Genomic DNA, 20,093 nt, shown 5'->3' with positions numbered 1-20,093 from the left:
TATGCTTAAGCAATATGCTAAAATAAACATAGGTAAAGAGTTTTTCCTGTATATTTTTTTGAGTTTAGATTAGGAGGGACTATGGGGGAAATAAAGTACAAAGAGGTTTCAAGTATAATAGAAAATAGTATATTAAAAGGAAAGTATGATGATACTAAAAAGCTACCTACAGAAGAAGAACTTATGAATGAGTTTAATGTGAGTAGAAACACCATTAGAAAAGCAATAGAAATATTAAGTGGGAGAGGGCTTGTATATCAGGTTCAAGGAAGTGGAAATTTTCTTAGAGAAGTATCAAAGTCTGGTCATGTGAATATAGGGAATATGAGAGGTATATCTAAGGATTTTGGTAAGAGTAAGATAAAAACAAAGGTGTTAAAATTAGAGTTAGTAGAAGCAACTAAAGAGATAGCTGAAAAAATGAAATGTGAAGAGGGAACTAAGTTATATTTTGTTAATAGAGTAAGATATAGTGATGGTAATCCTATTTGTGTAGAGGCCTGTTATTATAATAAGGACTTAATTCCATATATAAATAAGGAAATTGCAGAGAAATCTATTTATAAGTATATAACTGAGGATCTAAAGCTAACCATTGGATTTGCTGATAAATCTATATATTGTGATAAGTTAAATAAGGAGCAGGCAGAAATACTACAGTTAGAAGAAGGAGATCCTTCTCTTATTATTGATGAAGTCGTATTTTTAGGTAATGGTTATATTTTTGATTTATCTCAAGTAGTATATAACTATAAAAATACAAAGTTATTATGTCAAGCAACCTTTAAGTAGACGAATGTGCAGGTAAAGAATTTAAACCTTTATGCAAGTTATAAGCATAAAGGTTTTTTTGTTTGTAAATATAAAATTTATGAAGAGTTTGTGGTAAGTATTAAAAACAGAGAGGTATATTAAAAACTAGTAATTTACAAAAAATATATATAAAGGTATCATTGAATTGAGAAATTTATAAGTACAAATTTAATATGTAAGAATAATTAAGGAGGTTTTTTTATGGTTAAGAGAGTATTGGCTAGGATATTATCTGTGACAGTAATGTCAACAATGATATTTAGTAATACTGCATTTGCAATGGAAGAGAATGATCCCAATTATGTTCTTTATAAGGATTCAAGCAAATCAGTAGATCAAAGAGTGGAAGACTTGATTAATAGAATGACGCTTGATGAAAAAATAGGACAAATGGTTCAGGCTGAAAGAGCAGGCGTATCTAATGAGGATGTAACTAACTATGCGCTAGGTTCTGTATTAAGTGGAGGAGGATCTTTACCTACTACAGGCAATAGTGTAGAGGATTGGGAAAATTTAATAAATGGATATCAAAAAGCAGCAATGTCATCAAGATTAGGAATTCCATTATTATATGGAGTTGATGCAGTGCATGGGCATAACAATGTTTATGGAACAACTATTTTTCCTCATAATATTGGGCTAGGGGCAACTGGTAATATTGGTTTGGTTAAGCGTATAGGACAAGCAACTGCTGAAGAGATGAGAGCAACAGGTGCTAACTGGACATTTGCTCCAACTTTAGGAGTTCTTCATAATGAAAGATGGGGCAGAAGTTATGAAACATTTGGAGAAGAATCTGAATTAGTTACTAAAATGGGTGATGCTTATATAAGAGGTTTACAAGGAGATATTCCAGAGAAAACCTTATTATATCCTAATAAAGTAATAGCAACTGCTAAACATTATATTGGTGAAGGATTAACAACGAATGGAGCTAATCAAGGAAATGTAGAAATGAGTGATGAAGAGTTCCAAAAGTATCTAGAAGAAGAGTTATTACCACCATATAAAAAGGCAATTGAAGATGGAGTAAGATCAGTTATGTTGTCTTATAACAGTATAAATGGAGTAAAGTGCCATGGAAATAAGGAATTAGTAACTGATTTATTAAAAGGTGAACTAGGATTTACAGGAATAGTTGTTAGTGATTATGATGGAGTAAATCAAATTAAAGGACCAAACGGAGAAGATGTATCTTTTAAGGAACAAGTTAAGATATCAGTTAACGCTGGTATGGATATGATAATGACTCCAGGTTCTTGGAAAGCATTTATAACGAATTTAAAGGAGTTAGTTCAATCTGGTGAAGTTTCAGAGGATAGAATTAATGATGCTGTTAGAAGAATATTAAGAGTAAAATTTGAGATGGGGCTATTTGAAGACCCATATGCTCAAAGTAATCTTTCAACTACAGTTGGTTCTAGTGAACATAGAGAAATTGCTAGACAAGCTGTAAGAGAATCCTTGGTATTACTTAAGAATGATAATAATATAGTTGGCAGCTTAAAAGATAAGAAGAATATTCTTGTTGCTGGTAAAAGTGCTGATGATATGGGAATTCAATGTGGTGGATGGACTATATCATGGCAAGGTAGTGAAGGAAACATTACAGAAGGGACAACACTACTTCAAGGTATAAAAAATACTGTTGGTGATGATGTAAAGGTTACCTACAATAAGAGGGGAAGAGCATCGGCAGAAAATGATGTTGCAGTTGTCTTTATTGGAGAAAAACCTTATTCAGAAACCAATGGGGATAGAAGCCCTTCAGAACTTACTTTAGATAGTGAAGATTTAACAACAATCAAAAATATAAAAGAAACAAGACCGGACCTTCCAATAGTAGCAGTATTAGTTACAGGAAGACCTATAACAATTGCTGATCAAGTTGAAGATTTTGATGGAATCGTATCAGCATGGCTACCAGGTACTGAGGGGCAAGGGGTAGCAGATGTACTATTTGGCGATTATGATTTTACTGGTAAGTTAACAGTAACTTGGCCATGGTATGCATCAGATATAGAAAGTAAACATGAAGAAGGCAAAGCTTTATTTGAATGTGGATATGGATTAAAAAAAGGTGAAACTTCAAGTTTACCTGATAAGCCAGAAATCGAAGATAATATAAACTATGTTGATATTACTGAGAATGAAGGGAAAATAGAAGCTGAATCCTTTGCTAGTACAAGTATAAAAAATGGAACTGGCGGCCTTGAATATAATAGTAATGTAAGTGGCGGTGTTTCTGTTGGATATATAGGAACTAATGATTGGCTTGATTATGGTATATATGTTCCTGAAGATGGAAAGTTCGAAGTTGAACTTGGTATTGCAAGTCCAAATGGAGTTAATAACGGTGCAAATCTTTATGTAGATTCTGAGTTATCTTCAGTAATTGACATCCCTAAAACAGGAGCATGGAATGTATGGGGAGCTACAAAGGGAATTATAAATATAAAGGCTGGAAACCATATTTTAAAATTTAAAGCAGGTAAAGATGGATTCAATTTTGACTATATGAAGTTTACTAGAGTTGGAGATTATGAAAATACAGTTGAAAAAGATGATGTTCTTTCTAAAGGAAATATATTAAGTGAGGATGCAGTTAATGTTTGGATGAGTTCGTCAGAACAATCTCAAAGTATGAGCTGGTATGATTCACCTAAAGAGATTGAAAATAAAGTATCTAAGAAGGAAGCTTTAGATATAACATCAATAGATTCACAAAATATAACAACTATAAAAGTTGATCCAAAAGAAGAGTATCAAAAGTTCTTAGGTATGGGTACATCAATTGAAGAAGCTACAGTAAACAACTTATCAAAGATGGATGATAGCGTTAGAAGAGAATTTATTAAAAACTTACTAGACCCAGTAAATGGAACAGGAACTACACTTATAAGGCTTACAATAGGAACATCAGATTTTACAGCAAGAAATTTCTATACTTATTTTGATAATAAGCCTAAGGATATAAATAATCCAGATTGGGAGAATGAGTTTTCAATTCAAAAGGATATTGATTATAAAATTATAAAAACTATAAAAGAAATACAAGAAATAGCTAAAGAACTTGGCGTAGAAGATGAATTAAAGTTTTTCTCATCTTCATGGACACCACCAGGATGGATGAAATTAGAAACATCAAGTAGTAAGAGCTATCCTAATAATGATTTATTATTAAAGGGCGGGAAGCTAAATGATGATTATATAGATGATTTAGCTAAATACTATACAAGATATTTAGAAGAGTATGCAAAACTTGGAATTAATATTTATGCTATGACACTTCAAAATGAGCCAGAGCTAGAAATTAATTATCCAAGCTGTAATATGACTTCAACACAAGAAGCTAAGCTTGCTAAGGCTATTAAGGATGAAGTTTCAAAGAGTGCTGTTTTAAAGGAAAAGGGTGTAAATCCAAAACTTTGGGCTTTTGACCATAATTTTAGTTCTGCAATGAGTTTTATGAATACAGCATTTAGTTATGACTATGGAATGGAAAGTATTGATGGAGTTGCATTCCATGATTATGGCGGTGAACCAACTGCTATGACAGAAATGAAAAATAAGTATCCAAGCAAAACTATGAATCTTACAGAGAGATCTGTATGGGGTACTCAAGGAGCAGATAGAATTACACAATATTTTAGAAACAATGCTGAAAGTTATAACTCTTGGGTTACTATGTTAGATAGCAATATTGCTACGCATCAATGGGTTGGAACACCAGATCCAACATCCTTTGTACAAGATGCAAATGATCCTAACAATTATTGGGCAACACCAGAAGTTTATATAGCATCTCAATTCTCAAGATTTATAAGACCAGGATATGTTAGAATTGGCTCAAACTATGGTTCTTCATCTACAGTAACTAACGTAGCATTTAAAGATACAGAAACAGGAAAAATTGTTATGGTAGTTACTAATCAAACAGATGAAAAACAAGCTTTTAAAATAGTTTGTGATGGAACACAGATAATAGGAAATATTCCAGCTAAGAATGTTGCAACTTATGAATGGACTCCACTTAGTGGAATTAATCCTATAGATAAGGAAGTTAGTAGTACTAATTATTCAGGAATAAGTAATGACGGAGCAGGTATTGGTGGAGATGATAAAGACTATATAGGAAATTTAAAAGACGGTTCTTGGATTGACTATATGGTAGATGTAAAAGAAGCAGGGCAATATAATGTAGTTTATGAAGTTGCTACAGCTTATAATAATGATAAGTCAATAACAATGCTTCAAGGAGATAATGTTCTTGGAAAAGTAGATTTCGTTAATAACTGGAGTGATGAAAGTAATTCAACTTGGGCATGGTGGGATTTCTTTAAGGTACAACATTCAGTTAAGTTTGATAATACAGGAATTCAAAAGATTAGGATAAAAATTGGACAAGGTGAGTTTAATTTAAAATCTATAAGATTTGAAAAGGTAAAGGAAATTCACGAGATTCCAGGAAAAATAGCAGCTAATAACTTTATGGATTCAAAGGGAGTAATAGTAGAAAACGGAAATATTGGTTATTTTGGAAGTGGAGATAAATTATCATACAAAGTAAATGCTCAATCTGCTGGAGATTATAAGTTAAATATGAACTTATCATCAAATAATGGAGAAAATCCAAGCTTTAATATTTATTCTAATGATTCATTACTTAAAAAGGTGGATGTAAATTCTACTGGAGATATAAACAGATACGAATATAAGGATTGTGGTGTAATTCATTTAGAGGCTGGAGAACAAATTATAACAGTGGAAGCATTATCGGATTTTAATTTAAGAGAATTAGTTTTTGGTACTGCAATAAGTGTAGAAGTACTACAAGATATACAAGAAGAAAATGAAAATGAAAAGCAAATAGAAGTTTTATTAATTGATGGAGAGTTTAAGAATTCTTTAAGTAAAGAGTATTTCACGTTGATAAACTTACCAGTAGGTGTAGACTTTGAAGTTAACAGGATTGATAATAAAAAGGCTATATTAACTTTAAAAGGCAATAGAACAGTTGATTATGACTACGATAGGGATGTAGTAGTTAAGGTGAAATCTGAGGCAATAGATGGTGCTACTTCTTCTTATTTAGTAGAAGATAGTTTTAGTATAACTGCTAAAAATGACAAGGAAGTATTAACTATAGATAAAGAATCTATTCCTATGGGAACAAGTTCTATAATGTTAAATTTAGAGGGTGGAACATTTATAAATAATGAAGAATTATTTAGTGGTATAGAATTATCAGGAGATGCTTCAGAGTATATAAAGATTAAGAGCTTTGAAAGGATTAATGGATCAATAAAGTTAAATTTAGAATGGACTAAGGCATACTATGAGAACTTAGAGTTAACTGTAACAGTTCCTCATACTGCTTATTCAGATTCTAATAATGAGGATTTAAGTGCTAAGGTTATTTGCCAAGGTAGCTCAGAGAATCCAGATGCCATTAAATTAGATAAAAAGTTAACTTTAAAAGAGAGTGATGCTTATAGAAATAAAGGATCTATATCATCTAATGTAAAAGCTGGAAATAGGGTAGACTTCTATTTAGATGTAAAGGAAGCAGGAGAATATACAGTAATTTATGATGTATATAATTCATCTGCTGTAGACAATGCTATAAAGATAAGTGGAGGGGTAGGAACAGGGGTTACTGGAAACCTATCAAGTATATCTTTAGGAAACTTCTGGAGCAAGACACTATCAATTAAAGATACTATAAGGCTTGAAAAAGGAGAACAAACACTTAGAATTGAGACTAATAACGCTGGATTTGAAATTAAAGGAATAACTATAGAAAAGAAAGCAGATGCACAAAGGGTAAACGCTACAGTATCTGGAGAAGAGACTATAGTTAAAGCTGATAGCTTCTATCAAGGATCTAATAATAAAGCGTATGCCATTGAAAATAAAAATGGAATGAATAATATTGGATGCACAGTTCCAGGAGCATATTTAGATTATTTTGTTAATGTATCAAAATCAGGTATGTATAGAGTAAGTTATAATTATGCTACAAATTCAAATGGGGCACCAAGTGCTATAATTCAACAAGTAATTAATAATGAAGCGAAGACACTTGGAGTAACAACATTAAGCTCTACAGGGTCATGGGAGAATTTTAAATATTCAGATTCTATATTTGTAAATCTTCAAGAAGGTGAACAAGTAATTAGAGTACTTGTAGATGGAGACGGATTTAACTATAGAGACATTAAGTTTGAGTATGTATTAGATAAAGAAGCACCAGTTTTAGATGGAAAAGATGGTGTGGTAGAAGCTAAGTCAGATATTTCATCTTTAGATTTAATAAAAATTCTAGGTATAAGTGCTATTGATAAAATAGAAGGAGATATAACTAGTAAAGTTCAGATAGACACAAGTAAGGTAAATATCAACAAGGTTGGTAAATATGAAGTTAAGGTGAATGTATCTGATTCATCTGGCAACAAAGCAAATGAGCTAACTTTAGTTTTAGAAGTTAAAAATGATATAACTAAACCAACTATTGATGGTAGCAATATTACACTTCCAGTTGGATCTACTTTTGATCCAATAAAAGATTTAAAGTTAAGTGTAATTGATAATATTGATGGTGATATTACTAAAAAGGCTGGTATATCTCATAATGTTGATACTAATAAGCAAGGAATTTACACAGTTACTGTAGTAGTAGAAGATAATGAAGGAAATAAGGCAAAAAGAACCTTTGTTGTTAGAGTTTTAGAGACAGGAATTATTAACGCAGGAGATATTACCATAGAAGTAGGCAATATATTTGATGCTCTAGATGGGGTAACAGCTGAAGATATGGATGGTTCAGATATAACAAGTTCTATAGAAGTTATTTCTAACAATGTTGATACAAATGTAGCTGGTGAATATGAAGTAGTATATAAAGTAGTAGATATGGAAGGAAATATTATTACTAAATCTATAAAGGTTAAGGTTGTTGAAAAAGGAACTTCAGATGGTGGTGAAGATAATACAGATAAGCCATCTAGTGGAGACGATAATGAAGGTGGAAGTAAACCATCTGATGAGAATAACCATCAAGGAGATAACAGTGATTCTGTTAAAACAGGAGATGCTAATAACTATGGAGGTAATATATTGGCATTAGCATTATCATTGATTTGTATGTTATTCTTTATAAAAAGAAAATAATAAAATAGAGAAAAACTCTGCGTTCTAGCAGAGTTTTTCTTATAATCAAGTACCTTCACGGAAATGGTTATTGCTGGAATATTAAAAGATAATTATCTATTATTAATTGATTCTTGCCATTGCTCATGATATTTACTAAATAATTCATTTATAGATTCACCAATTTTACTATATTGTTCATCCTTTAAGTTAGCTAATGATACACGAATTGACCACTTTGGACCGTCAAATCCTTCACCATTCAATAGGATAATATGATATTTCTCAGCAAGGTCAAATAGAAATTCTAAGGGGTTTCTTTCTTCTTTAAGATAATTAGCAAAGTCCATTCCGTATCTTAAATTTGCCCATACCAATAGATCATACTCATTATAATAACAAGCACTATAGATATCACTTTTTTTCATTGGTAAATCAATTAAATGATCATAAACTAGTTTTTTACGTCTTGCACAAATATCCATAGTTTGATTTTTGTAGGTATCATTTTTGTCTAGTAAAGCAAACAAACAAAATAGCGCCATTTGCACTTGTTGAGGGGTAGAGAGACCAGCAGTATGATTTAAAGTAACCTGTCTACTATCAGCAACAATTCTATCAATAAAGGATATTGACTCAGGATTTGTGGTTAAGGAACTATATCTATTTATTAAATCATCTTTATCTTCCTTAGGAAGCTCATAAATAAGTTTATTAAATACATTTTCCTTTGCAAGAGCAATAACACCAAGTCTCCAACCTGTAGCTCCAAAGTATTTAGAGAAGGAGTAAACACCTAGAGTATTATAAGGTAATGTAATCATAAATGACTTGAAATTTTCAACAAAAGTACCATATACATCATCTGTAACAATCATTAGATTAGGATTCTTTTCTTTCACTATATTTTGAATGTATTCCATAGAGGTATCATCAATTGCTACAGAAGGAGGATTGCTAGGATTAACCACACATAAAAGTTTTATATTAGGATCAGCTAGTTTATCTAATTCTGAAGAAGGATATTGCCAAGTATGACGACCTTCTTCATTTAACTCACAAGCATGAATTTCTGTAACATTAAAGTCATATCTAGAAAGATGAGGAATTTCTAAATATGGAGTAAAAATAGGAACCATCAAGGCAATATTATCCTGTTTTTTTAAAAGATGGTTTGCCATAAGTGAATCAAATATGTAGCACATAGCAGCAGTCCCACCTTCAACGGCAAAAAGGTCATGGCTAGCTTCATCAGGAATAGTTCCACCCATCTCTCTAATTAGGTAATTATGAACGACTTTCTCTATTCTTAAGAGCATTCTATCTGGGACTGGATAGTTATCTCCAATGATTCCATCCACTAATTCAAATACCCAAGAGTCAGCATCAAATCCATATTCATTTATTCCATAATCAATGGCTTTTTCTAATAGTTCAATACCAGGGGAATTTTTATTAGAGGTACAAAAATCTTTAAAGTGTCTATAAATGTTAGCTTTTTCAGGCATACCAGCTAGGTCTCCATCACGCCAGGTTTTTCGTGTTTCTTCAACGCTAAAATGGCCTAAGGTAAAAAAGGCATCTCTAGGGGTAGAAGCAGTCCAATTAGGATTTCCTCTACCAGCATTAAGAAAGATTTTAACTCCTTTTTTTTCATTAGAATTAGCAAGGTTTATTAATTTATCCTTCAATTCAAAAGGACTTAGGTTTTTAACTTCTTCAAGTAATTTTTTATCCACTGTATTCACCCTTTCTTTAATTTATATAAACTGTGTTGAAAGTTAAAAAATCAATATTTGAATAATTGCTTAATAAGGTTTTTCACATATGCATTTGTATTTTGTCTATAAAGAGAAGGAAATATAGAAGGAAAAGTAAGGAATGTATAAATTGAAGTTTAATATATTTAGTCTTAATGATAAATAAAGAAACCCTACTAAAAAGTAGAGTTTCTTAACTATAAGGTATTATATTTTTCTAAAAAGGTTTCTAATAAATCTTCAGTTATATTCATAGCTCCAATGTCGCCATGTCTTTCATCACCATCAACATTACCGTGACAGTCAGAGCCTGCACTAACTAAAAGGTTATGTTTTTTTGCAAAATTTAAAAAGTATTTTTCTTCATCAGGGGTATTTTGAAAGTATATAGCTTCTATGCCGTCAAAGCCCATATTTAAAAAATCTTCTAATGGAGAGTTATGTATTAGTTTTGGATGAGCTAAGAATACTAAAGCGTTATACTTTTTAAGAAGTTTAACCCCTTCTTCAGTTGTAAGTTTAGTAGTTGGAACAAATGCAGGGCAGTCTTTTCCTATAAAGTTTTGAAAGATATATTCAAACTCATATGGATAGCCAGATGATATAATCTCTTGTGCAATATGAGGTCTTGCAACAACATCTTTTCCACGCTTTAATACATTGTCTAAGCTAATTTCTATATTAAAAACTTCTTTTAATTTTTGTATCATCTTTTCCGCTCTTATTTTACGTTTATCTTTTAAAGTTTGTAAGTAGTGGATAAATTCATCATTCATATAGCTGTCATCTTTAAAGAATCCAAGTATATGTACGCTTTCTTTGTTATGAGTGGTAGAAAGTTCAATACCAGGTATGAATGAAAGATTAATTTCTTTAGCAGTTTGTATTGCATTATGAAGCCCAGATACTGTGTCATGATCTGTTAAAGCTAAATATTTCACTCCATTTTGATAAGCTCTTTCAACAACTTCTTTTGGTGACATTAAGCCATCAGATGAGGTTGAGTGTGTATGGAAATCTATCTTTATCATAGTAAAAATCCTTTCTCACTAAAGTTACTAAAATTTTAGCATAGTTTTATTAGAGGAGCAAATTCTATATTTTACTTGACTTGGAGTTAACTCAAGATATTAAACTATCTATAGAAGATATATTTGGAATATTATAAAATAATAGGTGGATATTTAAAAATCTTCTATTTTCTATGTATTCAGCAAGAAAGGGATGAAGTTTAGTGAAAATAATCAATCAAGAGTTGCTAAGTGGAGAGAGAGCATTATTTAAAAGTAGAGATTTAGAGGTTATTAACTCTGTTTTTTGTGATGGTGAATCTCCTTTAAAGGAAAGTAGAAATATAAAAATTAAGGATTCTATTTTTAAGTGGAAGTATCCCTTATGGTACTGTAAAGATATAAATGTAGATAATAGTACTTTGCTAGAAACTGCAAGGTCAGGAATTTGGTATACCCATAATATTAATATAAAGAACAGTACCATTGAGTCACCAAAAACATTTAGGCGCTCTAAGAATATTAATTTAACAAATGTAAATATTCCTATAGCTACAGAAACACTTTGGAATTGCCAAGATATAACCCTTAATAATGTAAATGCAAAGGGCGATTATTTTGGAATGAATAGTGAAAATATAGTTATTAAAGATTTTAACCTTTCAGGAAATTATGCATTTGATGGGGCAAAGAATGTTGAAGTCTATAATTCTAGACTACTTTCTAAGGATGCTTTTTGGAATTGTGAAAATGTAACTGTTAATAATTCAGTAATTATTGGAGAGTATTTAGGGTGGAATTCTAAGAATTTAACTTTTATTGATTGTTTCATAGAAAGTAATCAAGGATTATGCTATGTAGAAAACCTTGTAATAAGGAATTCAAAAGTTATTAATACAGACTTGGCATTTGAGTATTCAACAGTTGATGCTAATATTACTACAAGGGTTGATAGTGTCAAAAATCCAATGGGGGGAAGAATTCATGCAAGAGGTATTGATGATTTAATAATGGATGATAAAGAGATATCTTCACTTAATACAAAAATTTTAGTTGATGAAGGAGGAGAAGAGAATGCAGTATAATTTTTCAAAGTTAACAAATAGATTTAACACTAATTCCTTAAAGTGGGATGTTAATAATAATGAGCTTCCAATGTGGGTTGCTGATATGGATTTTGAAACAGCACCTGAAATAAGAGAAGCTATTAGGAAAAAAGTTGATTTTGGTATATATGGATATACTATTATTCCAGATGAATACTATTTATCAATAAGTAATTGGTGGGAGAGAAGACACAATTTTAAAATAGAGAAGGAATGGATTCTTTTTTGTACAGGAGTAGTTCCTGCTATATCTTCTATTGTAAGAAAGATGACTAGAGAAGGGGATAATGTACTTGTACAAGCCCCTGTATATAATATTTTTTATAACTCCATTGTGAATAATAATAGAAAAGTGCTTTCAAGTGATTTATGTTTTGATGGGAAAGAGTATTCAATTGATTATGAGGATTTAGAAAGAAAACTATCAGACCCAGCAACAACTTTAATGATTCTTTGTAACCCTCATAACCCAATTGGAAAGGTATGGTCAAAGGAAACTTTGAAAAAGATAGGAGAGCTTTGTATAAAGTATAATGTACTTGTAGCTTCAGATGAAATTCATTGTGATTTGACTTATGGTAATTCTTATACACCATTTGCATCTATTTCACCTGAAATAGCTCAAAATAGTATAACCTGTATTGCTCCAACTAAGACATTTAATTTAGCAGGAGTACAATCTTCAAATATTATTGTTCCTAATGATGAAATTAGAAGAATGGTTAACAGGGGAATAAATACGGATGAAGTTGCAGAACCAAATGCTTTTGCAATAGAGGCTACAATTGCTGCATTTACAAAGGGAGAACCATGGTTAAATGAATTAATTGAATATTTAGCTGAAAATAAGAGAGTTGTACAGAAATTTATTCATAATGAGTTACCTAGCCTTAATCTTATACATTCAGATGCAACTTATTTATTATGGATTGATTGCAGTAGTATAACAAAAGATAGCCTAGAGTTTTGTAAGTTCATAAGAAAAGAAACAGGCCTTTATGTATCTAGTGGGCATGTATATGGAAGTAATGGAGGCCACTTTATTAGAATGAATATTGCATGTCAAAGAGAAAGGGTAGAAGATGGTTTAAGTAGACTTAAAGTTGGAGTTGATAAGTATATTAAAAGGAATATAATATAATAGGAAATTTATAGTAGTAAAAAATCTATTAGTGAGAGGAAGCAAAAGAAAAATGAATTTAACTGTGATACATCATATAGCTATTATTGTTAGTAACTACGAGAAATCAAAAGATTTCTATGTTAATAAGTTAGGTTTTCAAATACTACGTGAAAACTATAGGGAAGAGAGAGGTGACTATAAGTTAGATTTAAAATTAGGAGAATGTGAATTAGAGATTTTTTCAGGAAAGAATAATCCTAAGAGACCATCTTATCCAGAAGCCTGTGGCTTAAGACATTTAGCCTTTAAGGTAGATGATATAGAAAAAGAAGTGGAAGAGTTAAAAGCTTTAGGAATTGAGGTTGAACCTATAAGGTTGGATGAGATTACTAATAAAAGGATGACATTTTTTCAAGATCCAGACGGATTACCATTAGAATTACATGAGTAGATATAAAGAGAGAGATTATCTAGACAACTAAATAGGAGGGGACCATATGTTAAGTTTAAATGTGGATTTATTAAAAGGGAGAATTTTAAGGTCTTTAATTATTTTTGCTATTCCACTTTTCATATCAAGTGTATTCCAACAACTATATAATACAGTTGATGTTATGATTGTTGGAAACTACTTAGGGGATACATCATTAGCAGCTATAGGGGCTAGTGCAGCTGTATATGAACTTTTAGTAGGATTTTCCCTAGGTGTAGGGAATGGATTAAGTATTGTTACAGCAAGAAGCTTTGGATCCAATAATGAAGAAGAAGTTAAAAAGTCAGTAGCGGGGTCATTAGTAATAGGTGTAGGTATAACAGTTTTAATAATGATAATAGCACAATTATTTTTGTATCCTTTACTAGAACTATTAAATACTCCTTCAAATATTATAGAGGAATCATATTCTTATATTTATACTGTAACAATGTTTGTAGCTGTTATGTTTTTGTATAACCTATGTGCAGGATTTTTAAGAGCAATAGGAAATAGCGTTATGCCTCTAGTATTTCTTATTATTTCATCTGTGTTAAATATAGTTTTAGATATTTTATTTATTACTCAATTTAATATGGGAATAAGGGGAGCAGCAGTTGCAACTGTTATTTCACAAGGAATTTCAGGAGTGTTATGTATTATATATATTTTCTTAAAGTGTCCAATCCTTATTCCAAAGAAAGAACATTTTAAGTTTGATAAGGAACTATACAAGGATTTATTGGGACAAGGATTATCCATGGGAATTATGCTTATGATAGTTTCTGCAGGAACAGTTATATTACAAACTGCCATTAATAATTTAGGATACTTAATAATTGCAGGACATACAGCTGCTCGTAAGCTAAATAGTTTTTGTATGATACCTGTATCATCACTAGCAATGAGTTTATCAACTTTTGTGTCCCAAAATAAAGGGGCTAATCAAGGTAAAAGAATAAGAGAAGCTGTAAGATATGCAAACATAATATCCATTGGATGGGGAGCAGTTATTACCATAGTGCTATTTTTTATTGCACCAACTTTAATGAGGGTGTTATCAGGTTCAACTGAGGCAGTAGTTATTGATAATGGGGTAAAATATTTGTTGTGGAATTCGCCGTTCTATGCAGTTTTGGGTATATTATTAAATCTAAGAAATTCACTACAGGGAATTGGAGAAAAGGTACTTCCACTTGTATCTAGTGTTATAGAGTTCTTGGGTAAGATAGTATTTGTTATGTTATTAATTCCAACACTAGAGTACTTTGGAGTAATTCTATGTGAACCAATAATTTGGTGCTGTATGTGTGCACAACTTGCATATTCATTCTATAGAAATCCATATATAAGAGAATGTAAAGTAAATTAAATTTAAATGGAATTTATAATACCCCCCTTTAATATATATTGACCTAGAGTTAACTTGAAGTGATATAATTTATTTATTGGGAGGTGTTGGATATGACAATTACAGAAGTAAGTAAAAAGTATGATCTTTCACAAGACACATTACGTTATTATGAACGTATTGGATTGCTTCCAGCAGTTAATCGTAATAAAAGCGGCATAAGAGATTATACAGATGAGGATTGTAAGTGGGTAGAATTTATTAAGTGTATGAGGGGTGCAGGACTTCCAATTGAAGTATTAATTGAATACGTGGCATTATTTCAAGAGGGAGAGTCAACTATCCAAGCACGAAAAGAAATATTAATTGAACAAAGAGAAAAGCTTATTGCAAGAATGGAAGAGATGCAAAAGACTCTTGAACGTCTTAATTTTAAAATATCTAGATATGAAAATTCAGTTCTTAAAAAATAAAAATAAACCTCCAGTTGATTAATCATATGGAGGTTTATTTTTTTATTTATAACTTATTATTTTATTTTTCTCTTTTTAGAGCTTAATGCAAGAGAACCACCAGCTAAAGCTAATATTCCAATTAAAGCAGAAATATTAGAAGGGTCTGAAGTTTTTGGTGGATTACTAGTTGATGGTTTGTTTGTATCATTTGGATTACTTGGTTTAGGATCACTTGGATCTATTGGATCTATTGGATCAGGATTTGGAGTAGGCTCTTTAAGCTTTTCAAATTTTGGTGTTAAGTTTATATTTTCATTTACTATAAATGTGTAAGTTGTTTTATCACTTACAAGATTACCATTTGCATCAAACCATCCAATAAATTTGTAGCCTTTATTAGCAGTAGAAACTAAAGTAACTTCATCACCTTTAGTATAAGTACCTGCCCCTGATACAGAACCACCTTCTGCATCATTTATAGTAACATCATATTTTGGTAGTACATAGTTTATTGTATATATATTTTCACTACCATCCTCAGCTTTAACTATTATAACTGATTTATTACCACTAATAGGTAATACAGTAACTGAAGAGTTATCATCAGAATTAGCTATAGCTTCAACATTTTCAGGTAAAGATTCTAAATTAATAGTGTATTCATTAGTCTCAGGATTAAATCCTTCTAATTTTTGTCCATCAAGTAAAATTGAAGAAAGCTTATTTTCAGTTTTTAAAGTTTCTTGAGGTACATATTCATATACGTTTACCTCTGTAAGCCCAATGCACTTACCAACTTCAGGTTGTTGCATATAAATACGAATGCTATCAGTATTTATTACTTTATCAAGTTTATAAGTTGTTTCACCAACTGAGTGAGGAACTTCTGTTGTGTTTGTATGAGTAACAACTTTGTATTTGCCATCTGTATCTTTATAGCTAATTTGAACTTTCTTTGGAATTCTTGCTGATGCGTTATCAGTAAATAACCACATGTCTAAACGATCAATATTATATTTATTTTTCCAATCAAATTGAACATAAGCTCCTTTTGGCTCACCATTTTCAATTAGATTACGTTCTTTCCAGTTAGTCCAACGTTCATTTACATCTTCTCCGCCATTAGTAGTTCCGTTATTAATAGAACTTAACTTATCAGAAACATCTGTACAGCTTTCTGAAAGTGCTGGAATATCATTATTTTCTGGGCTATTTATAGCTAGGTTTCTAGCTGCCTTTAAAGCCGGAACTATACGAACACTAGCAGTTACAGGATAAGTTTTACCAAGTAACTCTACAGTACCATTTACTTTTATAATTGTATTTTCTTTAGTAAAATCAACACCATCTAAGTCCCAATTTACATCAAGTTCTTCAGACTTAGAACCATTTGCATAATATCCATAAACTGTTTTTGGAAGTGATGGGGTAGTACCAGCGTATGTGAAGGTAGATAGATTAGCCATAGAAACTATTTCTCCAACAACATGTACATTTACAACTACTGCAACATCAGTTCCTTCTAAAGTACCAGTGACTTTAAAAATTTGTGGGGTATTTAATTGGTTTTCATCGTATTTATTCCAAATAACATTGAATGTAGAAGTAGTGCCATCACTAAATCTGCCATTTACTGTTTTAGGTAAAGTAGGGTTTTCTCCTACATTTACGTAGTAATTCTTTACTATATCATAAGATTCTAAATACTTATCATCTGAAGCTTGATTTTCTGTTGTAATAGTTATAGATTTTTCTTTTAATCCTTCACCAGAAACAGTAAGTTTCATTGAACCAGCATCCTTTGTAGATTGAACTATAACTAAAGCTTTTCCGCTAAATGCTTTTCTTGTAGCTTTTGTATCAGTAGTAGGTTTATAAGAAGTAGTATCAACAGGATTACCATTATCAACACCAACTATTCTACCATTACCTTCAAGTTTGAAGTTTAATGTGTTAGAAGCACCAGAAGCAGAGTTACCATTTTCATCAACTAAATCAACAGTGATATAAGATAAATCATATTCATTAGAAGCAATTGTTGTTTTATCTGCACTTAATTTTGTTGTAGTAGGAGTACTATAGGTAGTAACTGTATTTCTACCTTTTGTATCAGTAATTAAATTACCTTGTTTATCATATGCTTTTGCAGTTAAAGTACCAGGAGCATAAGCAACATTAAAAGATGGATATAATGAATCATTATCAAATGTTTGGTATTTATATCCAGTAGGTGTTACATGCTCAGTTGCAGTAGCCTCTCCAACCTTCTTATCATTTAAGTATAATTCAACTTTATAAGCATCAGTAAATACATCAACTTGTACATTTCCGTTTTCAATTACTATATCTTCTTTATTCCATGTAGGTAAAACATGAAGAGTATTAACATCCTTATTCCATTGACTTTGATATAAATAGTAGATATCTTTTTCAAAACCAGCAGTGTCAACTATACCAAAGTAACTTGATTTAGGAGCAGGGCCTTTACCTCCATTTACTTGTCCAGAATCAATACCATTCCATGGAGTAGGTTCTCCAATATAGTCAAAGCCTGTCCAAACAAATTCGCCAGCATTGTAATCATTTTTTATTGTATATTTCCAAGCATTACTTGCAGAGTGTCCCCAACCTACTTTTGTAATATCATTATCATATTCTGATATTTGATTATTAGGATAGTCTATTCCTTTAGTTTTGTAGTATCCTCTGCTATGAACGGCACTACTTGTTTCTGAACCATAAAGAATCCAATCAGGATGGTTGTTTCTTTGAGTATTAAATTGATTTTCGTTTGCATAGTTAAAACCAACAATACCATCATTTTTGTTTACTACTTCTGAGATAGCGTTAGCATTACTATCACCATTTTTTGTTCTATTATCACCAATTGTAACAGGTCTAGTTGAATCTTCAGCTTTAATCCAAGTGATAATATCTTGTGCAATATCAGTATAATCAGAAGAATTTCCACCTATACCTTCTAAAACTTCATTACCAATTGACCACATGATTACAGAAGGACTATTCTTTGAACTTTTAACCATTGTTCTGGCTTCAAATTCGCCCCATGTCATGTCAGAATTACCATTTATAATTTTATTATCTTCATCAATGCTTTCTCTAAAATATTTAGAAAAGTCATTTACATTACCATTCTTAGGGTTTGTCCAAGTATCAAATGCTTCGTTTATAACTAAAAGCCCTAGTTTATCACATATTTCAAGTAACATTTCACTGGCAGGGTTATGAGATACACGTATTGCATTTGCACCCATTTCTTTCATAATGCGCATTTGACGTTCAACAGCATAATAGTTTGAAGCTGCGCCAAGGGCACCTTGGTCATGATGCATGCAAACACCTTGAAGTTTCATATTTTCACCATTTAGTGAGAAACCTGTGTCTCTATCGAATTCATAATATCTAAATCCAAAATCAGTTAATGTAGTATCTACAACTTTATCTCCAACTATAACTTCAGTTTTTACTTTATACATAGTAGGGTTGTCTACAGACCATAGAGTAGGCTTGTTCACTATAGCAGTTTGTTCAAAATCAACACTTTTATTAACTTGAACAACTTTTTTCTCGCTTACAGGGGTACTAACTTCTTTTCCATCGTTATTAATAATAGTGGTCTTAAGAGTTACTTCTGAATCAGAAAGAGACTCATTTTCTACAGTTGTACTAACGTTTACATCAACATTGCCAGACTTTTGATCTTTAAGCTTTGGCGTTGTAACAGTTGTACCTAAGTATCCAACATGAATTGAATCAGTTACACTTAAAGTTACATCACGATAAATACCACTACCTGAATACCATCTACTACTAGGAGTAGGGTTTGATACCTTTACGGATATAACGTTTTCAGTAATGCCGTCACAAATTAACTCATCAGTTATATCAAAAGCAAAGGATGTATATCCGTAATTATGAGAACCTAGTTTTTTTCCATTTACATAAACTTCTGCATTCATGTAAACACCATCAAAATTTAAGGTAAAGTCTTTTCCATTGAATTTTTCAGGAACTACAAAGTGTTTACGATACCATCCAGTACCTCCAAGTAAGAATCCACTTTCTGCTTCACCTTGAACAGTAAATTCGCCTTCAATGCTCCAATCATGAGGAAGATTTAAAACTCTCCAAGACGAATCGTTAAAATTAGTTTCACTTGCACCTGAGGGGTCACCCTTAAAGAATTTCCAATTTTGATTGAATAGGGTTGAACGTTCTCCATCTTTGATGAAGCCTACAGATACAGTTTCAGCTTCTTGGGTCTGTTTTGTTTGTGCAAATGCAGTTGTAGGAGCTAATGAAAAAAGCATTCCTAAAGCAAGCACAAAAGAACATCTTTTTTTTGTACATGGTTTCATTTTAGAACCTCCTTATAGAAAAAATAAAATATATAGATATTGCTTTTACTTCTAAGAAATAAGTAGCAATATACAAAACGAAATAGAAATTTTATAAGTAGGTTTAATCTTGATATAAATATAGAGATAAGTTTTACCAGTAAGTAGTGCATATGTTTTATGGATATATATTGAATTTATAATAACAAAAATATTTTTAGATTAAAATTATAATTAAAATTAATAGATGCCTAAATTATAAAATTTAAATTATATAAAGTACATACAAAATTCTTCGATGTTAAAAAAAGTAAATCGAAGAATTTTAATAGTTTTATAAAATTGAGATAAAAAAACAAAAAGTGTAAAAGGTAAACTAATTTGTCCATTTGAAAGGAAAAGAAGGTGTGATATAAATTATATCAAGGGATATGGTAAAAACTCCCTCTAATTTTTTTTAAAAGACAAGCTGTAAGCTTTGTACTTAAAAAGG

Annotated in this window: 10 protein-coding genes; 7 read left to right on the top strand and 3 right to left on the bottom strand. The window is 31.1% G+C overall.

What is annotated here, in order from left to right; translation table 11 throughout:
• Window positions 1–81 precede the first annotated feature (81 nt).
• Both I4V16_RS09175 and I4V16_RS09170 read left to right on the top strand, forming a co-directional pair.
• A complete protein-coding gene (locus I4V16_RS09175; RefSeq protein WP_195572948.1) occupies window positions 82–792 on the top strand; it encodes a GntR family transcriptional regulator in 711 nt (236 codons plus the stop codon).
• Window positions 793–1,014: 222 nt separating this feature from the next.
• Window positions 1,015–7,986: a glycoside hydrolase family 3 N-terminal domain-containing protein gene (locus I4V16_RS09170; RefSeq protein ID WP_195966660.1), complete on the top strand. Its 6,972-nt coding sequence runs from the start codon at window positions 1,015–1,017 to the stop codon at window positions 7,984–7,986.
• Window positions 7,987–8,078: 92 nt separating this feature from the next.
• On the opposite strand, the gene aspD is transcribed toward I4V16_RS09170, so the two are convergent.
• Both aspD and I4V16_RS09160 read right to left on the bottom strand, forming a co-directional pair.
• Window positions 8,079–9,704 carry an aspartate 4-decarboxylase gene (aspD, locus tag I4V16_RS09165; RefSeq protein ID WP_347707998.1) on the bottom strand — a complete coding sequence of 542 codons (1,626 nt, stop codon included), beginning with the start codon at window positions 9,702–9,704 and terminating at the stop codon, window positions 8,079–8,081.
• Window positions 9,705–9,922: 218 nt separating this feature from the next.
• On the bottom strand, window positions 9,923–10,756 hold the full coding sequence (locus I4V16_RS09160) for a PHP domain-containing protein (protein WP_049179600.1): 834 nt from the start codon (window positions 10,754–10,756) through the stop codon (window positions 9,923–9,925).
• 203 nt (window positions 10,757–10,959) lie between these two features.
• Between I4V16_RS09160 and I4V16_RS09155 the strand changes: the two genes are divergently transcribed.
• The 5 genes from I4V16_RS09155 (at window position 10,960) to I4V16_RS09135 (ending at window position 15,260) form a co-directional block, all read left to right on the top strand.
• Complete coding sequence (locus I4V16_RS09155) at window positions 10,960–11,820, top strand: DUF3737 family protein (RefSeq protein WP_049179602.1); 861 nt, start codon at window positions 10,960–10,962, stop codon at window positions 11,818–11,820.
• Window positions 11,810–12,982 (top strand): MalY/PatB family protein, encoded by a 1,173-nt coding sequence (locus tag I4V16_RS09150; protein ID WP_195966659.1) that lies wholly within the window; start codon window positions 11,810–11,812, stop codon window positions 12,980–12,982. The genes I4V16_RS09155 and I4V16_RS09150 overlap by 11 nt, the downstream gene beginning before the upstream one ends.
• Before the next feature lie 52 nt (window positions 12,983–13,034).
• On the top strand, window positions 13,035–13,415 hold the full coding sequence (locus I4V16_RS09145) for a VOC family protein (RefSeq protein WP_049179605.1): 381 nt from the start codon (window positions 13,035–13,037) through the stop codon (window positions 13,413–13,415).
• Window positions 13,416–13,461: 46 nt separating this feature from the next.
• Window positions 13,462–14,808, top strand: coding sequence for an MATE family efflux transporter (locus tag I4V16_RS09140; protein ID WP_049179607.1), 1,347 nt, complete (start codon window positions 13,462–13,464; stop codon window positions 14,806–14,808).
• A gap of 92 nt (window positions 14,809–14,900) precedes the next feature.
• Complete coding sequence (locus tag I4V16_RS09135) at window positions 14,901–15,260, top strand: MerR family transcriptional regulator (RefSeq protein WP_195966658.1); 360 nt, start codon at window positions 14,901–14,903, stop codon at window positions 15,258–15,260.
• Window positions 15,261–15,316: 56 nt separating this feature from the next.
• Here the strand turns inward: I4V16_RS09135 and I4V16_RS09130 are convergent, their stop codons facing one another.
• Window positions 15,317–19,621, bottom strand: a complete 4,305-nt coding sequence (locus tag I4V16_RS09130; protein ID WP_195966657.1) for a glycoside hydrolase family 2 TIM barrel-domain containing protein — start codon at window positions 19,619–19,621, stop codon at window positions 15,317–15,319.
• Window positions 19,622–20,093: the final 472 nt, after the last annotated feature.

Origin of the sequence: Clostridium sp. 1001283B150210_160208_E6 (assembly GCF_015669365.1) — a bacterium.
Lineage (GTDB): Bacteria > Bacillota > Clostridia > Clostridiales > Clostridiaceae > Clostridium > Clostridium paraputrificum.
The sequence above is the reverse complement of the archived record's forward strand: the minus strand, read 5'-3'. Positions and strand labels throughout refer to the sequence as shown.